General features: G+C 50.3%; 10 protein-coding genes and 2 tRNA genes. 6 read left to right on the top strand and 6 right to left on the bottom strand.

The window, feature by feature from the left end; genetic code table 11:
- Window positions 1-80: 80 nt before the first annotated feature.
- From ACJJI7_RS19665 to ACJJI7_RS19650, 4 genes are all read left to right on the top strand, one after another.
- A tRNA-Val gene (locus tag ACJJI7_RS19665) sits at window positions 81-156 on the top strand.
- 27 nt (window positions 157-183) lie between these two features.
- A tRNA-Asp gene (locus ACJJI7_RS19660) sits at window positions 184-260 on the top strand.
- An 879-nt stretch (window positions 261-1,139) separates the two neighbouring features.
- Window positions 1,140-2,129 (top strand): 1-aminocyclopropane-1-carboxylate deaminase/D-cysteine desulfhydrase, encoded by a 990-nt coding sequence (locus ACJJI7_RS19655; protein WP_282953251.1) that lies wholly within the window; start codon window positions 1,140-1,142, stop codon window positions 2,127-2,129.
- Window positions 2,130-2,374: 245 nt separating this feature from the next.
- The gene (locus ACJJI7_RS19650) at window positions 2,375-3,250 is read left to right on the top strand and encodes an NAD(+) kinase (RefSeq protein ID WP_026305068.1); all 876 of its coding nucleotides are present in this window, start codon (window positions 2,375-2,377) and stop codon (window positions 3,248-3,250) included.
- A gap of 537 nt (window positions 3,251-3,787) precedes the next feature.
- Here ACJJI7_RS19650 and ACJJI7_RS19645 read toward each other — a convergent pair.
- The 6 genes from ACJJI7_RS19645 to ACJJI7_RS19620 form a co-directional block, all read right to left on the bottom strand.
- On the bottom strand, window positions 3,788-5,467 hold the full coding sequence (locus tag ACJJI7_RS19645; RefSeq protein ID WP_444901437.1) for a BatD family protein: 1,680 nt from the start codon (window positions 5,465-5,467) through the stop codon (window positions 3,788-3,790).
- Between the two features lie 72 nt (window positions 5,468-5,539).
- A complete protein-coding gene (locus ACJJI7_RS19640) occupies window positions 5,540-7,411 on the bottom strand; it encodes a VWA domain-containing protein (RefSeq protein WP_020413119.1) in 1,872 nt (623 codons plus the stop codon).
- Complete coding sequence (locus ACJJI7_RS19635; protein ID WP_020413118.1) at window positions 7,408-8,448, bottom strand: vWA domain-containing protein; 1,041 nt, start codon at window positions 8,446-8,448, stop codon at window positions 7,408-7,410. Before ACJJI7_RS19635 ends, ACJJI7_RS19640 begins: the two co-directional genes overlap by 4 nt.
- Window positions 8,441-8,992 carry a DUF4381 domain-containing protein gene (locus tag ACJJI7_RS19630; protein WP_282953253.1) on the bottom strand — a complete coding sequence of 184 codons (552 nt, stop codon included), beginning with the start codon at window positions 8,990-8,992 and terminating at the stop codon, window positions 8,441-8,443. The genes ACJJI7_RS19635 and ACJJI7_RS19630 overlap by 8 nt, the downstream gene beginning before the upstream one ends.
- An 85-nt stretch (window positions 8,993-9,077) precedes the next feature.
- Window positions 9,078-10,049 (bottom strand): DUF58 domain-containing protein, encoded by a 972-nt coding sequence (locus ACJJI7_RS19625; RefSeq protein ID WP_282953254.1) that lies wholly within the window; start codon window positions 10,047-10,049, stop codon window positions 9,078-9,080.
- Window positions 10,049-11,020 carry an AAA family ATPase gene (locus tag ACJJI7_RS19620; protein WP_020413115.1) on the bottom strand — a complete coding sequence of 324 codons (972 nt, stop codon included), beginning with the start codon at window positions 11,018-11,020 and terminating at the stop codon, window positions 10,049-10,051. Before ACJJI7_RS19620 ends, ACJJI7_RS19625 begins: the two co-directional genes overlap by 1 nt.
- A gap of 316 nt (window positions 11,021-11,336) precedes the next feature.
- Here ACJJI7_RS19620 and ACJJI7_RS19615 point away from each other — a divergent pair, with 316 nt between their 5' ends.
- Both ACJJI7_RS19615 and ACJJI7_RS19610 read left to right on the top strand, forming a co-directional pair.
- Window positions 11,337-16,253, top strand: a complete 4,917-nt coding sequence (locus tag ACJJI7_RS19615; RefSeq protein ID WP_444902633.1) for an NAD-glutamate dehydrogenase — start codon at window positions 11,337-11,339, stop codon at window positions 16,251-16,253.
- Between the two features lie 116 nt (window positions 16,254-16,369).
- Window positions 16,370-17,410: a quinone-dependent dihydroorotate dehydrogenase gene (locus tag ACJJI7_RS19610; protein WP_020413113.1), complete on the top strand. Its 1,041-nt coding sequence runs from the start codon at window positions 16,370-16,372 to the stop codon at window positions 17,408-17,410.
- Window positions 17,411-17,432: the final 22 nt, after the last annotated feature.

The raw sequence follows: 17,432 nt of genomic DNA, 5'->3' as shown, positions 1-17,432 counted from the left end.
CGAAAATTGTTGACAATAAATTCCAATCCGGTAATATGCGCCTCGCTCAAGGGGGCAAGGCCCTTAAAGAAAAGAGCATCGGGTGGTTAGCTCAGTTGGGAGAGCGACGGCCTTACAAGCCGTAGGTCACAGGTTCGACCCCTGTACCACCCACCAACTTCTTTCTAAGAAGTTTGCTACCGAGGACCGGTAGTTCAGTTGGTTAGAATGCCGGCCTGTCACGCCGGAGGTCGCGGGTTCGAGTCCCGTCCGGTCCGCCAGATTAAAAAAAGGCCCGCACGAAAGTGCGGGCCTTTTTTGTGGCTGTTTAGGCTGGGGAAACATTTCTGTGGTCGCCGATATTGAATAATTTTCGACCTTCAGCTGTTAATATACTCACAAGTCATATCGGTTATGTGGCAAGCTTCTGAGTTGCTTGCTCTGCCTATAAAGGCCTGAGTTCTAGTTAAATACCGCCTGCTAGCCGGAAGTATCATACCTGCCGACAATCTTCACCCCCATCCCCTTTTAGGTAGATTGTTCCTTCAGGGGGCTTTGAGGTGTATGGTTATGGATATATAGTCATTTTACTGGCAGTTCAGTAATTTAAGGTGGGTTCATATTCCTTGTTGATTTGAGGTGACTACAGAATTGGACCTGGTGCAAGATAGGGGCTGCAGGTCAGTCTCCCCCGGAAGTAGGTTTATGCGGAAGTCGCATTGCGAGGCTAGCTGTCGTTACTGCACCACATGAACCTGGCTGAAGCTTTTGCATTTTGTAGTTATTTTTATGTATTCCGACAATTGTTTGGCACGGCATCTGCTCGAAAAATTATTGTATGAACTACTGCATCTAAATTGAAGCCGCTTTTTGGATATGGTGATATTGGCCCATTCGTACCGAAGCCTTTTTCAGTTGAAATGCAGGCTATAGGCTGGCTTGGTTATGATGTGGAAGCTTGTTCTTTAGTACACCTCAATTTCTTTTGGATTAATTGTCGCCTCGTGGTTTTAAAAACATTAATGTGTGCCTAATTAGAATATTGATGTTTTGGTTTAAGTTGGTAAAGGGGAAATGCTCTTGGCAGAGCGGATAATAAGATTAATGTATCTGATAGGTGCCCCCCAAATAGGCATAATAGTTTTTTATAAGGTTTGTCCATGATGCCCCATTTTTTAGACCGACTAGATCTTCAGGTATTTACTGATGCAGCTTTTCGAATTCCATACCAGCAGGTTAGAGGCGGCTTGTTTCCTGGTTTGGATGTTTGGGTCAGGCGTGACGATTTGATCGATCCACTAATATCAGGAAATAAGGCTTACAAACTTATCCATAATTTGATTGAGGCCAGAAATCAAAGGGCTGAGACAATTGTTACATGCGGCGGGGCTTGGTCAAACCATATACACTCAGTTGCAGCCTCTGGAGCTCGCTTTGGCATTAATACTATAGGTATTATTCGCGGTGAAAGGCCGCCGGTGCTTAGTGCTACTTTACGGGATGCTGAACGCCTTGGAATGAAATTAATTTTTGTAACAAGAGCGCAGTATCGACGACGCTATGAATCGGGCTTTATAGAGGAGTTGGGGCTTGAAAATCAAGGCGTCTACTTTGTACCTGAGGGGGGCTCTAATCTGGCTGGCGTGCGAGGTGCTCAATTATTGGGACGTGTAATAGAGTGCACGGCGCCAGTAGATTTTGATCAAGTTTGGGTAGCCTGTGGGACTGGAGCTACCTTTGCTGGGCTTAGTTCAAGTATTCAGAGATCGTCTGTTGTTGGGGTTGAGGTTTTAAAAGCAGGGGAGAGTGTTCGGAAAAGCGCACAACATTGGCTTACTGTGCTTGGCCAATCTTCAGAGATTAACAAGAGTATCCAGGCTGGAGTGCAAGTGCCTCACCTCTTGTCTAATGAAAGAATGGGGTGTTTGTTGGGGGGATATCATGGAGGAGGCTATGGGAAGCTCTCAGCGGAATTAAGAGAGTTACAACGTATACTCGAAGATCACTCTGGGATCCCGATTGAGTCTGTTTATATTGTGAAGTTATTTAATGCCCTTCAAAAGATTAATAATAGTGGAAATATCTCTCATGGGGAGCGTGTTCTTATAGTTCATTCCGGGGGCCTTCAGGGAAGGCGCGGTTATGAATAGGAGTTGCTCAAATATTAGGTGAGGTGACGTAATGAACCTCTTAAATCTACAAGGTTGTCGGGAAAGTGTGCGTCGTAGTCTATGATGACTTTGTACTTTCTCCTGACTTCTGCAAGTTCGACTGAAAAGTTAGTCTCCGGCATAATGGGGGTTTGGGCTCTCGGGGTTTCACCTAGCCAGTTAGTATCGACTGAGCGGGTATTCAGCTGGCTGTTGAGGGGTACTAAATATGTATAGGGGGAATGGTGACTGAGTTTCAAAATATAGGTCTAATTGGTCGTACAGAAAGTGAGAGTGCAGTTATATCACTCGAGCGCTTAATGTCATTCCTTCAAAAAGAAGGTTATTCAATAGTTCTGGAAACTAATACGGCAGAGGCGCTATCAGGGCACAATGTTAGAGTGTCTTCCAAGGAGCGGCTTGGCGAATTGTGTGATTTAGTTATTGTTGTTGGTGGTGACGGAAGTCTTCTTGGGGCAGCTAGGGCGCTTGCTAAGTATAGTGTTCCGCTATTGGGGGTTAATCGGGGACGTTTAGGTTTCTTAACAGATATTATGCCAGGCCAGGTTGAAGAAAAGGTTGGGGAGGTGTTGTCTGGTAAGTATATGGCTGAGAGTCGATTTTTATTAGATATGTCTGTCACGAGAGCCGGAAAGCAAGTTGGCAAGGGGGCTGCTCTCAATGATGTGGTGCTCCATCCGGGTGAGTTTATTCGGATGATTGAATTTGATTTGTATATTGATGGTCAGTTCGTATATACACAGAGATCGGATGGTTTAATCGTTTCCACTCCAACAGGCTCAACAGCCTATGCGCTTTCTGGTGGGGGGCCTATTATGCACCCTAAGCTAGATGCAATTGTCCTGGTGCCTCTTAATCCTCATACGCTAAGCAGTCGTCCTATAGTTGTGGAAGGTAGCAGTGAGTTTAAACTCATAATTGGTGAACATAATATTGCTAAGCCATATGTCACTTGTGATGGACATGATCAGGTTATTACGCGGCCTGGAGATGTAATTAGAATTCATAAAAAGCCACATCGATTAACATTGATTCATCCTTTAGATCATAATTTTTATGAGATTTGCCGCTCTAAATTAAATTGGCAAAAAACTAGTTAGTGTGTATTTAAGCTGCGGGTCTAGAACTCTAATTTATTTATAGTTATAGGGTTAGAAGGTTTTCAGCTAGGTAGAGTGATGGGCTATAGATTTTTAAGATTTGCACCAATGGAAAGTTATCCTGAGGTTCTGTTTGTTGCGGCCTGGGCAACTTCTCAGTGGTAAGCTTTTTAATATGGATGCTATGATTCGTATGGTCTGTCCTGTATTTTTTCAGTTAATTAGATTTCCCTGATTGGGATTTATCTCTGTACCCCAAAAAATCATTGAAAATGCCACAGGAAAAGAGGTGCACTTTTAACAATAGTTCTTTTTGTTGGTGCTTAGATAGGTCACTCTAAACGTTAAGGTCAAGAGTGTGTTTAGGGGGCGTCCGCACCAGTGGTGAGATTTTATAGTGGTTTGATTCTTTGTTGCTTGATGTTATGAGTAGATAAACTTCCTTTATCAAAAAAATATTAAGTGATAATAGTAGAGCTCACCCCTCTTTTTGGAGGGGTGCATGTTTGCAGTCTTTTTTGTGGGCGGAGGTATTACTTAGGTAAATAATTTCGGTAAAGATTCTTCTTCTGTGCTTTCCGAAAAAGGCAATTGCTTTTCCAGCAACCGTTCCACTAAAACTTTGACTTTCTGTTGATTCAACGGCCGTGGCTGTTCTTGATATATAGCTGCGCTTAAGAGTCCATGAAGCTCTTCAAGCTCTTCAAAAGCTAATTGTTGGGTACTTTCTGTGAGGTTGCTGCCTCTTAGCTGGGGCCAGCGTACATGAATCCAATCTAAAAGAGCTTTTTGGATGTATAACGGTGTTCCACTATCCACAGCCCTCCTTAGAGCTGATTCTCGCTGTGCCGCCGTATTCCTCGGAGTTTGGTGGCTGTTTGGCCTGTGGCTGTTCCAGCGAGTTCGGTAAAAATAGATAACCCACAGTAAGTGTGATGCGATTGCCGCTATAGCCAAGTTGCGCCAAAAGTAGTCCTGGATTTCTAGGCTTGTAGTGTTAGAGGCCGGGGAGGGTAATTGACCAGGTTCTTGATTTTGCGGTGAGGTTGCTGCTGTACCACTGACATTAAAACGAAAAGCTGGTAACTGAGTGGCCCGCTGTTTTTTACTCTTGGTGTCCCACCAGGTAACAGTAATAGCGGGGAGTTGGTAGTCACCAGGCTGGGTGGCAACGATTGCAGTGGTTTCTATACGGCTGCCGGTTACTCCATTTGGGCCAACCTGGTCCTCTTGTTGGGGTTGGTCTGGATAAGTCTTAAGCCCTTCTACGTCAAGCTTGGGCAATGGTGGGAGTTGGGCGGCTCTCAGACCTTCAGCGCGAATAGTGAGGATGCGAGTGATAGGCTCGCCGACAGTAAATGTATCTGGGTCCTGACTCCAACTCTGCACGATCCCCAGGCTCGCAGCTGGTAGCCAGTCAATTCCACTATAACTATCCGGCTTCGGAAGCACTTCTATTGTTTTCGCTTGTGAGCGCAGGCGTAGGCGTTGGCTATTTCGATTAAACAGAGAGAAGGGATCTCTGCGCCCAGCAATGGCTACATAAGTCAGAGCAGGGATGGAGAGTTGACCGGAGCTATCTGGGAAGACCGCATAAGTAAGCTCGTATACCGCATGGCTAATACCATCCAGCTTGCGCTCATAGCGCTGTTCATCAACTTTTTCTACGTGAGCACCGGCAACCTGGAGTGGCTCTGTGGCTATATCGTGTAAGCCAATAGTGGTGTACAGGCGTACTTTGACCAGTATCTGTTCTTGTACATAGGCTTTATCTTTATCCAGCTCAATTTCCAAAAATGCCTTGCGGTTGGTGCCATCAGGAGTATTGCCTGCTTCACTAACCGTGACTGGAATCGCATCTGATACTTGGCCTTTGTAGTGGAAAGATGGTATGAACAGTTTTCCTTCACGCTTGGGCGCGAGTGTAAGCGTCCACTCTACAAAGCTTTCTGCGCGGCCATTTATTACCCGGTATTGATTGGATTGCTGTCTGGAGAGGATATCGAAATCCTGCTCAAGTTGCTCAAGGTCAGGTTGCCCGCCGTTTTCATCGCCGGAGTAGCGCACACGTAAGTTGACAGTTTCATCGATGCCTATTTTATTCCTATCGACAGTGGCTGTTAGGTCACTGGCGAAACTAAGGTTGCTGCCACCAAGTAACAGCAAAAAAAAGAACAGGTGATAGAGGCCAAGTTGGCTGAATACGCTGTTTATCATTTGCTTTTCGTTTACGTGTACCATTAACTTTTCCGAAATTAGGGCACTCAGAAATCCATAAGTGGTGAACTTTTACCACCTCTGCGTAGCGCCATTTTCTGGGGGCTCCCACTCCCCACTGCGATAGGCCCGGCGTCTTTGCAGGCTTTCATACTTGAATTTCTCACGCATCAAACCAGCGGGATCGTCAGGGATTTGCCGCAGCCACTGATCCAGCGCTTGCTGGGTTTCTGGGTCCAGGGTGTTTTCCTTCGCATTAGCGGGTTGCTCTTGTTCCCGCCCCTCTTCTTGTTCCTTTTCATCCTGCTGAGCTTTTTGTTGTTCCTGTTCCTGGTTTTCCTGCTGCTCGCTTGCAGTCTGTTGTTGCTGTGCCGATTGTTCTTGCTCCTGTCCCTCGGATTCCTGCTGCGAGGCTTGGGATTCACTAGTTGACGGTTGTTGCTGGTCTTCCTGCTGCTGGTCCTGTTGACTTTGCTGTTGTTGATTTCCGGACTGTTGTTCTTGCTCTTGTTGTTCCTGTTTTTGTTGTTCCCCGGATTGCTGCTGAGCTTGTTGTTGCTGGCGTTCGTGCAGCTCCTGCAGCTTTTTCGCGATCTCCCGATTATGCTCTGCGTCGGCAAATTGAGGAGCCTGTTCCAGGGCCTTATCGTAAGCTTCGATTGCCTGCTGGTAATTGCCCTGCTGGACGAGACTATTGCCGAGGTTGTAGAGCGCTTGAGGATCGCTATTTAAGGAGAAGTCTTTTTGGGCGGCTGCGTAGTCTCCGGCCCGGTAATTGGCGGCGCCGCGCCATTGTGGGTTGCGGAAAGTTTCTGCCGCTTGGCCGGGCTCCCCCTCATTAAGCAGTTTCTGGCCCTGCTGGTCCTTCCGCTGCCACAAATCCTTCCATTCCAGCGCATAGCTGTCGCTGGGAAAGCCTACTAGCAATGCAAAGGGTAGAGCACAGGCTAGGGCCCCCTTACGAAATAAAAGCGCGGCAAATGGCAGTATGAGCAGAATGAGCAGAGGGCCCTCATCCCGCCACTGGTCGAATTCCCTTTCGGTCAGTTCAGCTTTTTGGGGGCTCTCAGAGTGGGGAAGAAGGTGCTCGATATCAGAGTCGTTCACGGTGATTTTTGCATAGCGGCCCCCGCTATCTTGAGCGAGCTGGCGGAGTTCACGGGGGTCGAAATTGGAAATGACGATCGCCCCTTTACTATCGGTGACAAAGCCGCCGCTATTTCCCCGGGGAATGGGGCTGCCTTCGCCGCTACCGACCGCGAGAATATTTAGCTCAACGTTGGCCTCCGAAAGAGACTTTGCCACAGCATCCGCTGCGATAGGGTCAATGCCGTCAGTGACAGCCAGGAGCTGACCGCGCCCGGTAGCGCCATCTTTTAATAACTGAATGCCTGTGGTGACTGCCATTTCTATATTACTGCCAGGCACAGGCATGATTGCTGGGGATAGGGCAGGCACCAGGTTGGCAATCGTAGCAGTATCTTCGGTGAGCGGTGTTACTACATGGGCCTCGCCGGCATAGGCGACCAGGGCTGTCAGCCCATCCTGGCGCTCGCGTAGGATATCCAGGATTTTCAAGCGTGCCCTGGTTAGGCGGTTAGGGGAGAGATCTGTCGCCATCATGGATGGAGACAGGTCCAGGAGTATGACTAGGGCATCCTGACTGCTGTATACCGGCGTTGGTAATTTTCGCCAGGTTGGCCCGGCCAAGGAGATGATCATTGCCGCCAATATGGCAAATATCAGGGCAAACAGCCACGGACGCCTGGTGCCGCCACGCATTAAGAGATGCGGTAGCAAATCGGCATCGATAATCTTTTGTAACTGTGCGCTGTTGAGAATGGTCCTTCCCAATCCCCAACAAATCAGAGCGGCAGGAATTAGTAACCACAGCCAGTAGGGGCGTAGGAAATGAAAGGTCTGGAGAAGGTCTGGAATACTCACAGGGCCTTGCCTCCGGTATTAAGTCTCTGTTTGGTGCTGCTTTGCAGCTCTCTCATATTGGTTGCTAAAGGGAGGATGGCCCAGGTTCCTGCAAGCAGTAGAGCTATTCCTAGAGGCCAAATAAACAGCGATTTTAGCGGTCGATAACTTTCCGCTTCCTGTTCAACTGGCTCCAATTCGTCCAGCTCAGCGTAGATTTTGGCAAGCTCCTGAGGGTTGTGCGCTCGGAAATAGCGCCCTCCGGTTTCATCTGCAATAGCTTGAAGGGTTTTGCTATCCAAGTCTCGGGAGGGGTTAATACGGCGACTGCCAAAACGACTGCCGAGCAACCCGGGCTGCACCATCTCCTCCGCTCCAACGCCAATGGTATAGACAGTAATCCCGGCCTGTTGTGCCAGCTCTGCCGCTTTTAGTGGCGATACCTCTCCTGCGGTATTGGCACCATCGGTTAGGAGTATGAGGACTCTTTGATCCGCGGGGCGCTGTGTAAGCCTTTTTACAGATAAACCTATTGCATCCCCGATAGCAGTGCCCTGGCCTGCAAAACCAATCTGGGCTTCGCGCAATAATGTGCCCACGGTTTCCCGGTCGTAAGTGAGAGGTGCCTGGAGGTAAGCGCGAGTACCAAACAACACTAGTCCCAACCGGTCTCCCTGGCGGCGTTCTACAAAATCTCCAACTACCTGTTTGACGGCGTTTATGCGCATCGCTGGCCGGCCGCCCAGCATCATATCCGGGGTTTCCATGCTGCCGGAGATGTCTACTGCGACTAAAAGATCACGGGCGCTACTGGTCTGGGTGATTGGCTCGCCGTACCACCGGGGTCGAGCGGCGGCACTTATTAGTAGCAGCCAAATCACAATGAGTAATAGTAAGCCGAAGTAGTTGCGCTGCTCGCCGCCACTGCGCTGGGATAGGTCAGCGTAAAAAGGAACCTTTAAAGCGCTGCTGATAGGCTTGGCTCTGGGGAGTAGCCAGCGGGCAAGTAATGGCAAAGGTATGAGAATGAAAACCCACGGCCAAGCGAATTCAAACACCGGCAGCCTCCTTGTGTACTAATGCAGAGGGCTGGTGGGACTGCAGACCGTGTATTTTCACCCAGGTGATTGCATATTCGCGTAGTGCCTGGTTATTTCGAGGGTCAGAAACTCCACGGTAGAGTTGCTCCAGTAGAGCTTGGCGTGCATCTGGAGGGCACTTATGGGCTGCAGATTTCTCCAGGAAGCTCAGCCATTGATCACCGGTGAGGTTTCCACAATGAGATCTACCAAAGGTAGTTACGGCAACACGCTTGAGGATCTCATTAATTTCTGCGGTAGCTGTTGCCTGAGTATTATCTACAGCTTCCAGCAGTTTAATAGCCTCAATACGGTAGCGATTGCGCGCCGCTTTTTTACGTTGGTATCTGACTAACAGGGTGATTCCCAAAACGCTTAACAAGAGTATTGTGGCGAGAATCCACCAACCGGGAGCCGGTGGCCACCAGCTGATGGGGGTCGGTTCCTGAATATCGTAAAGTTGCGCCAATAGCTCCTGGGCTTCCGGTGAAGGACTTTGCATTTGTTGCTGTTTTCTCAACATGCTTCCCCCATCGAAGGCTTTGCCATCTCACCTGCGAAATAGAGTTCTAGCACCAAAAACACATTTGCATCCTTATCCGTCACAGCTACTGCCTTTTATTCTTATGCCAACCATTTTGTTGGCGTGAGCCGTAGAATGATATCAACTCAGGCACTAGGGGCTTGGTGTTATCAAAATCCAGCAATGGCAATCGGTGTCGGCGGCAAAGCTGTTCGACGTCGGTCCGTATTTGCGCCTGCTTTTCTGCGAAATGATCGCGCAGGGGCTTGTTGCCTGCATTCAGAAATGTGCGTTGGCGACCATCGGATATCGTGAGTGATTGAGTCGGTAAATGTAGCTCTAGTGGATCGGTAATCCGAATCACTTGTAAATCCGCATGTCGCGATAGTAGGTATAGGGATTGAGAGCAGTGGGCATCCAGATCATGGCAGTCACTAATCAGAAATAAAGCGCTACCGGGGCGGGCGATACGCCGAGTCTCTTCCAGAAGGTTTTTCATGGTTTGGCTGCCGCTTTCCGCTACAGGACTGCACAATTCTGCAGCTCTGGCCACGGTACTATGTATCATTGACAGCACTGCGTGGTGACTGCGTCGCGGTCTGACTGTATCTATTTCGCGGTCGGAAAAAAGTAGGGCGCCAATGCGGTCGCTGTGCTGGAGCCCAGCCCAGCCTAGTGCTGCGGCAATTCCACTTGCAGCGACAGACTTGAAGGCTCGATGGCTGCCAAAAAACATTGGCGAACGCAGATCCAAAAGGATTATAACGGGCCTTTCTCTCTCCTCCTGATAAAGCTTGGTGTGGGTTTTTCCTGTGCGGGCTGTTACACGCCAGTCGATAGAGCGGACATCATCGCCAGCCTGATAGTCTCGCACCTCTTCAAAATTCATCCCGCGTCCGCGGTAGCGAGTCAGCAGGTTGCCTGCTTGGTCGCTACGTACAAGGCGCGGCTTGAATAATTGCAGCTGGCGTGCAACATATCGCATTTGTACAAGTGAGCCCACCTCTGGGTAAGCCCCGCGTAAGTCGAATTCCGTTGGGGAGGTTGCCGCGTGCATTAGATTGCCGGTACCTGCTGCAGAAGGCGTTGGATGACATGGTCGGTCGTGATACCAGCGGCCTCGGCCTCAAAGCTAAGCAGCAAGCGGTGACGAAGAATATCTGGTGCCACGTCCATAACATCATCGGGTGTAACATAATCTCGGCCTGCGAGCCATGCTCGTGCGCGTGCACAGCGGTCGAGAGCAATTGTTGCTCGCGGACTGGCACCAAAATCTAGCCATGAAGCCAGCTCGCTGTCATACTTCGCCGGTTCGCGCGTAGCAATGACAAGTTGGACAGTATAGGTCTCCACAGCTTCAACCATCTGCATTTCCAGAATCTGGTTGCGGGCCTGGAAAATTGTCTCCTGGTTAATAATATCTGAGGGGCGATTTTCGCCAAGAGTAGCCTCGGATCTGGCCAGCCGCAGGATTTTTGCTTCCGCCTCTGCGTTGGGGTAGGCAAGATTCACCTGCATCAGGAATCTGTCCAATTGGGCTTCAGGTAGAGGATAAGTCCCCTCCTGCTCAATAGGGTTTTGGGTGGCCATCACCAAAAATAATTGCGGTAGCGGATAGGTTTTGCGGCCTACACTGATCTGTCGCTCGGCCATGGCCTCCAGCAGCGCCGACTGTACTTTGGCCGGCGCGCGATTTATCTCATCGGCCAGGATCAGGTTGTGAAATACCGGTCCGGGTTGAAAATGGAACTCTCCGGTTTCCGGCCTGTAGATGTCGGTGCCGGTAATATCTGCCGGTAGCAGATCTGGCGTAAATTGAACGCGATGGAAGTCTCCCTCAATAGCTTCACCCAATGTTTTAATCGCCTTGGTTTTGGCGAGGCCTGGGGCGCCCTCAACCAGCAGGTGGCCATCCGCAAGCAAGGCAATCAATATGCGATTAACCAGTGTCTCCTGACCGATAATCTGCTCTTCCAGCCAGTTGCCCAATGCGATAATGCGATCTCTGAAATTCCGGTTTGCTTCCATAGCGTCTCTTCTTTTGCGATTGCGCCTACCCTGTCGATTTGGGTGGCTATCTACCATCTTTTATATATAGTCGCCGCCAAGAAGGTGGGGCACGTCGATTTTAGCGGCATCAGATGAAGAGGCAACCACTGAGCACGCACACACTTGTTAAGCGACATAATTCGAGGAGGCTCTGGTGCCTTCCCGAAGGCTAAGTGAAAGTTTAATTTTTAGGACTCTCTCCTGCAGCACACAGGGGATGAGATGACTATCTTTTCGGATCTGCAGTCTTTGGATTCGATGTGACAAAAATGAGATTGGGAGGTTCCCCGTGAATATGGCGACGGTGATTACCGATAGCCGTGAGGAATTGGTGGCACAAATTTGTGAGCTGATTCGTGACAAGCTGGCGAGTGAAGCGGAGCCTGTTGTGGCTTTTGCGCAGCAGTTCCTGCACCAGTATCCACTGGAGGACCTGGAAGGCCGGCGCTTGGTGGATGTTTACGGTTGCATCTATTCCTGGTGGAACTTTATTCAGCAGCGCTCAGATGATTTACCTAAGGTGCGTATCTTCAATCCGCGTCTGGAGGATGATGGCTGGGAGTGTTCACATACGGTGATTGGCATCCTTGTACGAGATATGCCATTTCTGGTTGACTCGGTACGTATGGAGGTCAACCAAAGAAATACGGTTATTCACTCGATCAAGAGCACAGTCTTGCATCTTGAGCGCAATGCCGGCGGTAAATTGAAGCACTTGCTTCCGCCCCGCGATGAATCTCTCGATCTCTCTTATGAGCACGTTTCAGGAAAAGAGCACAAACCCGCCAAGGGCTCTAAGTTGCTCAATGAGGCGCTGATTTATATTGAGGTAAATCATGATACCTCAACAGAGTTTGCCTCCAGTTTGTCGTCGGCATTAAAGGATATACTTGGCGATGTAGAGCTGGTGGTCGATGATTACGCGCCAATGCTCGAGACCTGTAGTGCGATGGAGGGCCAGTTGCGTGCGGGGCTATCCGAAGATGAAACTAATTTGCTGGAGGCTTGTGCCTTCATGCAATGGATGCGAGATGGCAACTTCACGTTTCTTGGGTATCGGGAATATGAGTTTAGCCAGGTAGGTGATAAGAAAATTCTCAGCGAGGTGGAAGATCGCCGCCTGGGGATTTTCAAAAAGTTGGAAGAAGCTGCAGCCCCCATGCCTGAGACAGCGTTTAGCGAAGGTAAGCAGCGCTTTTATCAAGGCCCCAACTACTTAACTTTTGCCAAGTCCTCAGTTAAATCCCGAGTGCATCGCAGTGCTTATTCTGACTATGTGATGGTCAAACGCTATAACGCTGAAGGTGAGGTGATTGGAGAGTCTGCCTTTATGGGGCTCTATACCTCTCCGGTTTACACTGAAAGCCCGGCGAAAATACCGATTATACGCCGCAAGATGGCTTCTATGATTGAGTCCAGTGGTCTTTCCGGTCATGGTCACGACGGTAAGGCACTGCGTAGGATTCTGGATACTTTTCCCCGCGATGAATTGTTCCAGGGCAGTACCCAGGAGTTATTCGATGTAGTCATGGGGGTGCTGAGCTTAAATGAACGCGCGCATATCCGCTTGTTTATGCGTCGCGATCCATTCGGCAAATTTGTCACTGCAACAGTGTATGTACCGCGGGAGCAGTTCAGCAGTAGTGTACGTGAACTGATTTGCTCCCATATTGCCAAGGCGATCAAGGCCAAGGATTCAGACTTCACTACCTTTTTCTCCGAGTCGATTCTCGCCCGGGTGCACTTTGTTTTCCGTGTTTCACCCGATGAGCCTGTAGATATAGATGTGGCGCTGTTGGAGGCGCAGATTGTGGATATAACCCGCTCCTGGGAAGATGTATTTCAGAGATCACTTATTGACAGCAGCGGTGAGGAAGAGGGCAATCGTCTTTTCCGCATCTTTGGCCGTGCCTTCCCCGCTGGCTACCGCGAGGATTTTGAGCCGCGAATTGCCGTACAGGATGTAGCTGCGATCCAAGGGCTCAGTGAAAATAATCGGGTGGCAATGAGTTTTTACCAGCCGGTTGGTGCGGCCCAGGGCAGCCTGCGTTTTAAAGTGTTTAACTGGGGTAGCGGCCTCACTCTTTCCGATGTAATCCCTGTGTTGGAGAACCTCGGCTTAAGGGTAATTGGTGAATTCCCCTATACCATTCGTCCCTGTGGTGGGACCGATGTATGGATGCACGAATTCCACCTGGAGTTCGGTTTGCCCACCAAGATTGATGCACAGGCATCCCGGGGTTTATTCCAGGACGCCTTTGCCGCTATTTGGAATCATACCGCCGAGAGTGATGCCTTTAATCGCCTGGTACTTGCCGCGCGTTTGAACTGGCGCGAAGTATCCATGCTGAGAGCTTACGCTCGCTACCTCAAGCAGACCAAATCCAGTGCCAGTCAGAGTTATATTGCCGCGACTCTTGCCAGCCACGTGGAAATCACCCGTAACCTGGTAGCTCTTTTCCGTGCCCTGTTTGATCCGCGACTCAGCACAGGCAAGCAGGAGCAGACACGGGTTGAGCGTTTGATTAGCAAGATTCACGACAATCTCGATAGTGTCGAAAACCTGAATGAAGACCTGGTGTTGCGCCGCTATCTGGAGCTGATACTTGCGACTTTGCGTACCAACTTCTTCCAGACTGACGCAGAGGGTGAGCCTAAAGATTACATCTCAATTAAATTCAGCCCGCGGGATATTCCCGGTATCCCGGAGCCACGTCCTGAATTTGAAATTTTTGTCTACTCGCCGAGGGTAGAGGGGGTGCATCTACGTGGCAGTAAGGTGGCACGCGGTGGCCTGCGCTGGTCGGATCGCTTGGAAGATTTCCGTACAGAAGTGCTAGGGCTGGTTAAAGCCCAGGCAGTAAAAAATGCAGTGATTGTGCCCAGCGGAGCGAAGGGAGGCTTTGTGATGCGTCGTCCGCCGGCGGACGGCAGTCGCGAAGCTCTGATGGAAGAGGGTATTGCCTGCTACAAAACATTTATCCGTGGATTATTGGATATTACCGATAACCTGAAAGATGGTGAGATAGTGCCGCCTAAGCTGGTGGTGCGCCGAGACGAGGATGATCCTTACCTGGTCGTGGCTGCTGATAAGGGAACTGCAACTTTCTCTGATATTGCCAATAGCATCGCTGAGGATTATGGCTTTTGGTTGGGCGATGCCTTTGCCTCAGGTGGTAGCCAGGGGTATGACCATAAGAAAATGGGAATCACCGCCCGGGGTGCCTGGGTGTCGGTACAGAGACACTTCCGTGAAATGGGAGTGGATGTCCAGCGAGAGGACTTTTCCGTAGTGGGAATCGGTGATATGGGAGGGGATGTGTTCGGTAATGGCATGTTGCTGTCTGAACATATTCGCCTGAAAGCCGCTTTCAACCACATGCATATTTTTATTGACCCAAGCCCGGATGCCGCCTCGAGTTTTGAAGAGCGCAAGCGCTTATTTGATTTGCCGCGCTCAAGTTGGCGCGATTATAACCGTGACCTGATCTCAAAAGGTGGCGGTATCTTTGAGCGCCGTGTAAAGGCAATCAAGATTTCTCCGGAGATGAAGGAAGCCTTCGATATTAAAGAAGATCAACTTACACCCAATGAGTTGATTAGTGCGCTGCTGCGAGCACCGGTAGATTTAATCTGGAACGGTGGTATTGGCACTTATGTTAAAGCAGCTACCGAATCAGATGCAGAAGTTGGGGACAAGTCCAATGACCACTTGCGCGTGAATGGTCTTGAGCTGCGTGCCAAGGTCTTTGGTGAGGGCGGTAATTTGGGTATGACCCAACGCGGGCGAATTGAATTTGCGCTTAATGGTGGTCGCTGTAATACCGACTTTATTGACAATGCTGCCGGCGTGGACTGCTCGGACCACGAAGTGAATATCAAGATTCTGCTCGATAAGGTTGTGGCTAGTGGAGACCTGACCGACAAACAGCGAAACCAGTTGCTGCATGGCATGACTGACTCTGTGAGCGATCTTGTGCTGCACAATAACTATGATCAGACTCGAGCCTTGAGCGTGGCTGAGTACCAGGTTTCCATGCGCTTGGATGAATATCGCCGCACGATTAACACGCTTGAGGATGATGGCCGTCTGAATCGCGCATTGGAGTTTATCCCTGACAATGAACAGATTTCTGAACGCGTGCACAAAGGGCAGACCCTAACAAGGCCAGAACTGTCGGTATTGATCTCCTACGTGAAGGTGAAGCTCAAAGAGGAATTGCAAGGCGCAGAGATTACCGACAACCCCCGCGTGCGCGAAGCTGTAGAGTCCGCCTTCCCGGCAGAGCTGGTTAAGCGCTATAAAGAGCAGGTTTACGAGCATCCACTCTTGCGCCAGATAGTATCCACCCAGGTGGCCAACGAACTGGTCAACAGTATGGGTATTACCTTTTATAACCGCATCAGTACGGCTACCGGCGCAGATGTAAATGATGTTGCAGCAGCTTATGTCAGTGCCCGCGATGTCTACAAAATGCCGGAGTTTCAGGAGCAGCTGGCGGAACTGGATTACAAAGTGCCCGCTGAGCTGCAAACTGAACTGCTGAATTCAATGATCGGTCGGGTTCGACGCGCTACGCGCTGGTTCCTGCGCAATCGTCGCAGTGAGCTGGAGCCGGCACAAAACTGCGAGTTGTTCCAGGAGTCGGTGCAGCGGGTAATCAAGGCTTTGCCGAAAGTCTTGAGCGGCGACCCTCTCACCGAATGGGAGCAGCGTTACCAGAAGCTGCTGGAAGCAGGGGTACCAGAATCTTTGGCGCTATTGTCGGCATCACCCACTTATCTGTACTCAGCCCTCGGTATTTCCGAATCGGCCCGCGCCAGCGAGAGACCGGTAGAAGAGGTGGCCACTGTCTATTTCAGGCTCTCTGATGAGTTGAATTTGCACTGGTTTGGTAATCTGATCGTGGATTTGCCGGTGGATAGTTTCTGGCAGGCACAGGCCAGGGAAACCAGTATGGATGATCTGGATAGCCAACTCTCGACGCTGGCAGTGAACATTATGCGCTTGGCCGGCGATGAGAAATTGGATGTAGATAGTGCAATGTCGCGCTGGAGCGCTATCATGGCGCCAGCTATTCAGCGTTGGCACAATATGATTGCCGAGTTGAAGGCTTCCGCTGTCAGTGACTTTGCGATGTTCACCGTGGCCCTGCGCGAGTTAATGTACCTCGCCCATGCCACTGCTGATCGCGAAGATCTGGCAGAGTAAGCTAGCCAGGCTTGCTGAGAGGCCACCCTTGGGTGGCCTCTCGTTTGTATGCTAAAACACATGGCTCCACTTGTTGCCATCTGGTGGGTGGGGCTGGCTCCTATTTAAGGAAAGGTATGTATTCGACTCTGCGTAAAGCTTTGTTTGCGCTCGACCCTGAGCGGGCCCACCACCTCTCATTGGATGCGATCGGTGCCGCCGAGCGCCTCGGCTTAATGTCCCTGTTTAAGAAGCCGATAGCGCACGATCCGGTAGAGCTGATGGGGTTGACCCTGCCCAACCCTGTGGGACTGGCCGCAGGTCTGGACAAGAATGCGCAGGCTTTCAACGGATTGGGGGCTTTGGGCTTTGGTTTTGTAGAGGTGGGTACTGTGACTCCGCGGCCACAGCCCGGCAACCCTCTACCGCGATTGTTCCGAGTAGAAGAGGCTGACGCCATTATTAATCGCATGGGGTTCAATAACCTTGGCGTTGATTACCTGATCGAGCGTGTAAAACATCGCCGCTACAAAGGTGTACTGGGTATCAATGTGGGCAAGAACTTCGATACACCGGTGGAGAAGGCCGCAGATGACTACTGTCTGTGCATGGAGAAAGTCTATCGCTATGCCGATTACATTACTGCCAATGTATCCTCTCCCAATACCAAGGGACTGCGCGACCTGCAGTTTGGCGACAGCCTCAACCGGTTACTGGGAAGTATCAAAGACAAGCAGATGCAGTTAGCTCAAAAGAGTGACCGCTATGTGCCGGTGGCTGTGAAGATTGCTCCGGATATGGATGGTGATGCCATTGCGCAGATTGCCGAAGCGCTGTGTGAATACAGCATTGACGGTGTAATCGCGACCAATACGACTATCGATAAATCATTGGTTTCCAATCTGCCGCATGGTACGGAGGAGGGGGGACTTAGTGGCAAGCCACTGCAGCAGCGTTCCACCCAGGTGATTGCCCAGCTATCCGAGGCCTTGGAAAAGCAGATACCAATTATTGGTGTTGGTGGCATTTTCGATGGGGATAGTGCTGCTGAGAAAATTCGCGCTGGGGCTACAGCTGTACAGGTATATACCGGATTTATTTACCGTGGGCCTAGGCTGATTCGTGAGGCAGTGGAGGCTATTGCGTTGGAGCGCCGCCGTCGCTCGGAAGATGATTAGAGGTCGAAGCGCCCAGCCTGAG

The organism is Microbulbifer variabilis (assembly GCF_056232115.1).
Note: the sequence above shows the minus strand (reverse complement) of the source record. Positions and strands in the feature narration are given on the sequence as shown.

Excerpts from the sequence above, each read along its gene's own strand:
- ACJJI7_RS19620 (WP_020413115.1), bottom strand. The coding sequence starts at position 11,020 with ATGGAAGCAAACCGGAATTTCAGAGATCGCATTATCGCATTGGGCAAC.
- ACJJI7_RS19655 (WP_282953251.1), top strand. The coding sequence starts at position 1,140 with ATGATGCCCCATTTTTTAGACCGACTAGATCTTCAGGTATTTACTGAT.
- ACJJI7_RS19630 (WP_282953253.1), bottom strand. The coding sequence starts at position 8,992 with ATGTTGAGAAAACAGCAACAAATGCAAAGTCCTTCACCGGAAGCCCAG.
- ACJJI7_RS19615 (WP_444902633.1), top strand. The coding sequence starts at position 11,337 with ATGGCGACGGTGATTACCGATAGCCGTGAGGAATTGGTGGCACAAATT.
- ACJJI7_RS19625 (WP_282953254.1), bottom strand. The coding sequence starts at position 10,049 with ATGCACGCGGCAACCTCCCCAACGGAATTCGACTTACGCGGGGCTTAC.
- ACJJI7_RS19610 (WP_020413113.1), top strand. The coding sequence starts at position 16,370 with ATGTATTCGACTCTGCGTAAAGCTTTGTTTGCGCTCGACCCTGAGCGG.
- ACJJI7_RS19645 (WP_444901437.1), bottom strand. The coding sequence starts at position 5,467 with ATGATAAACAGCGTATTCAGCCAACTTGGCCTCTATCACCTGTTCTTT.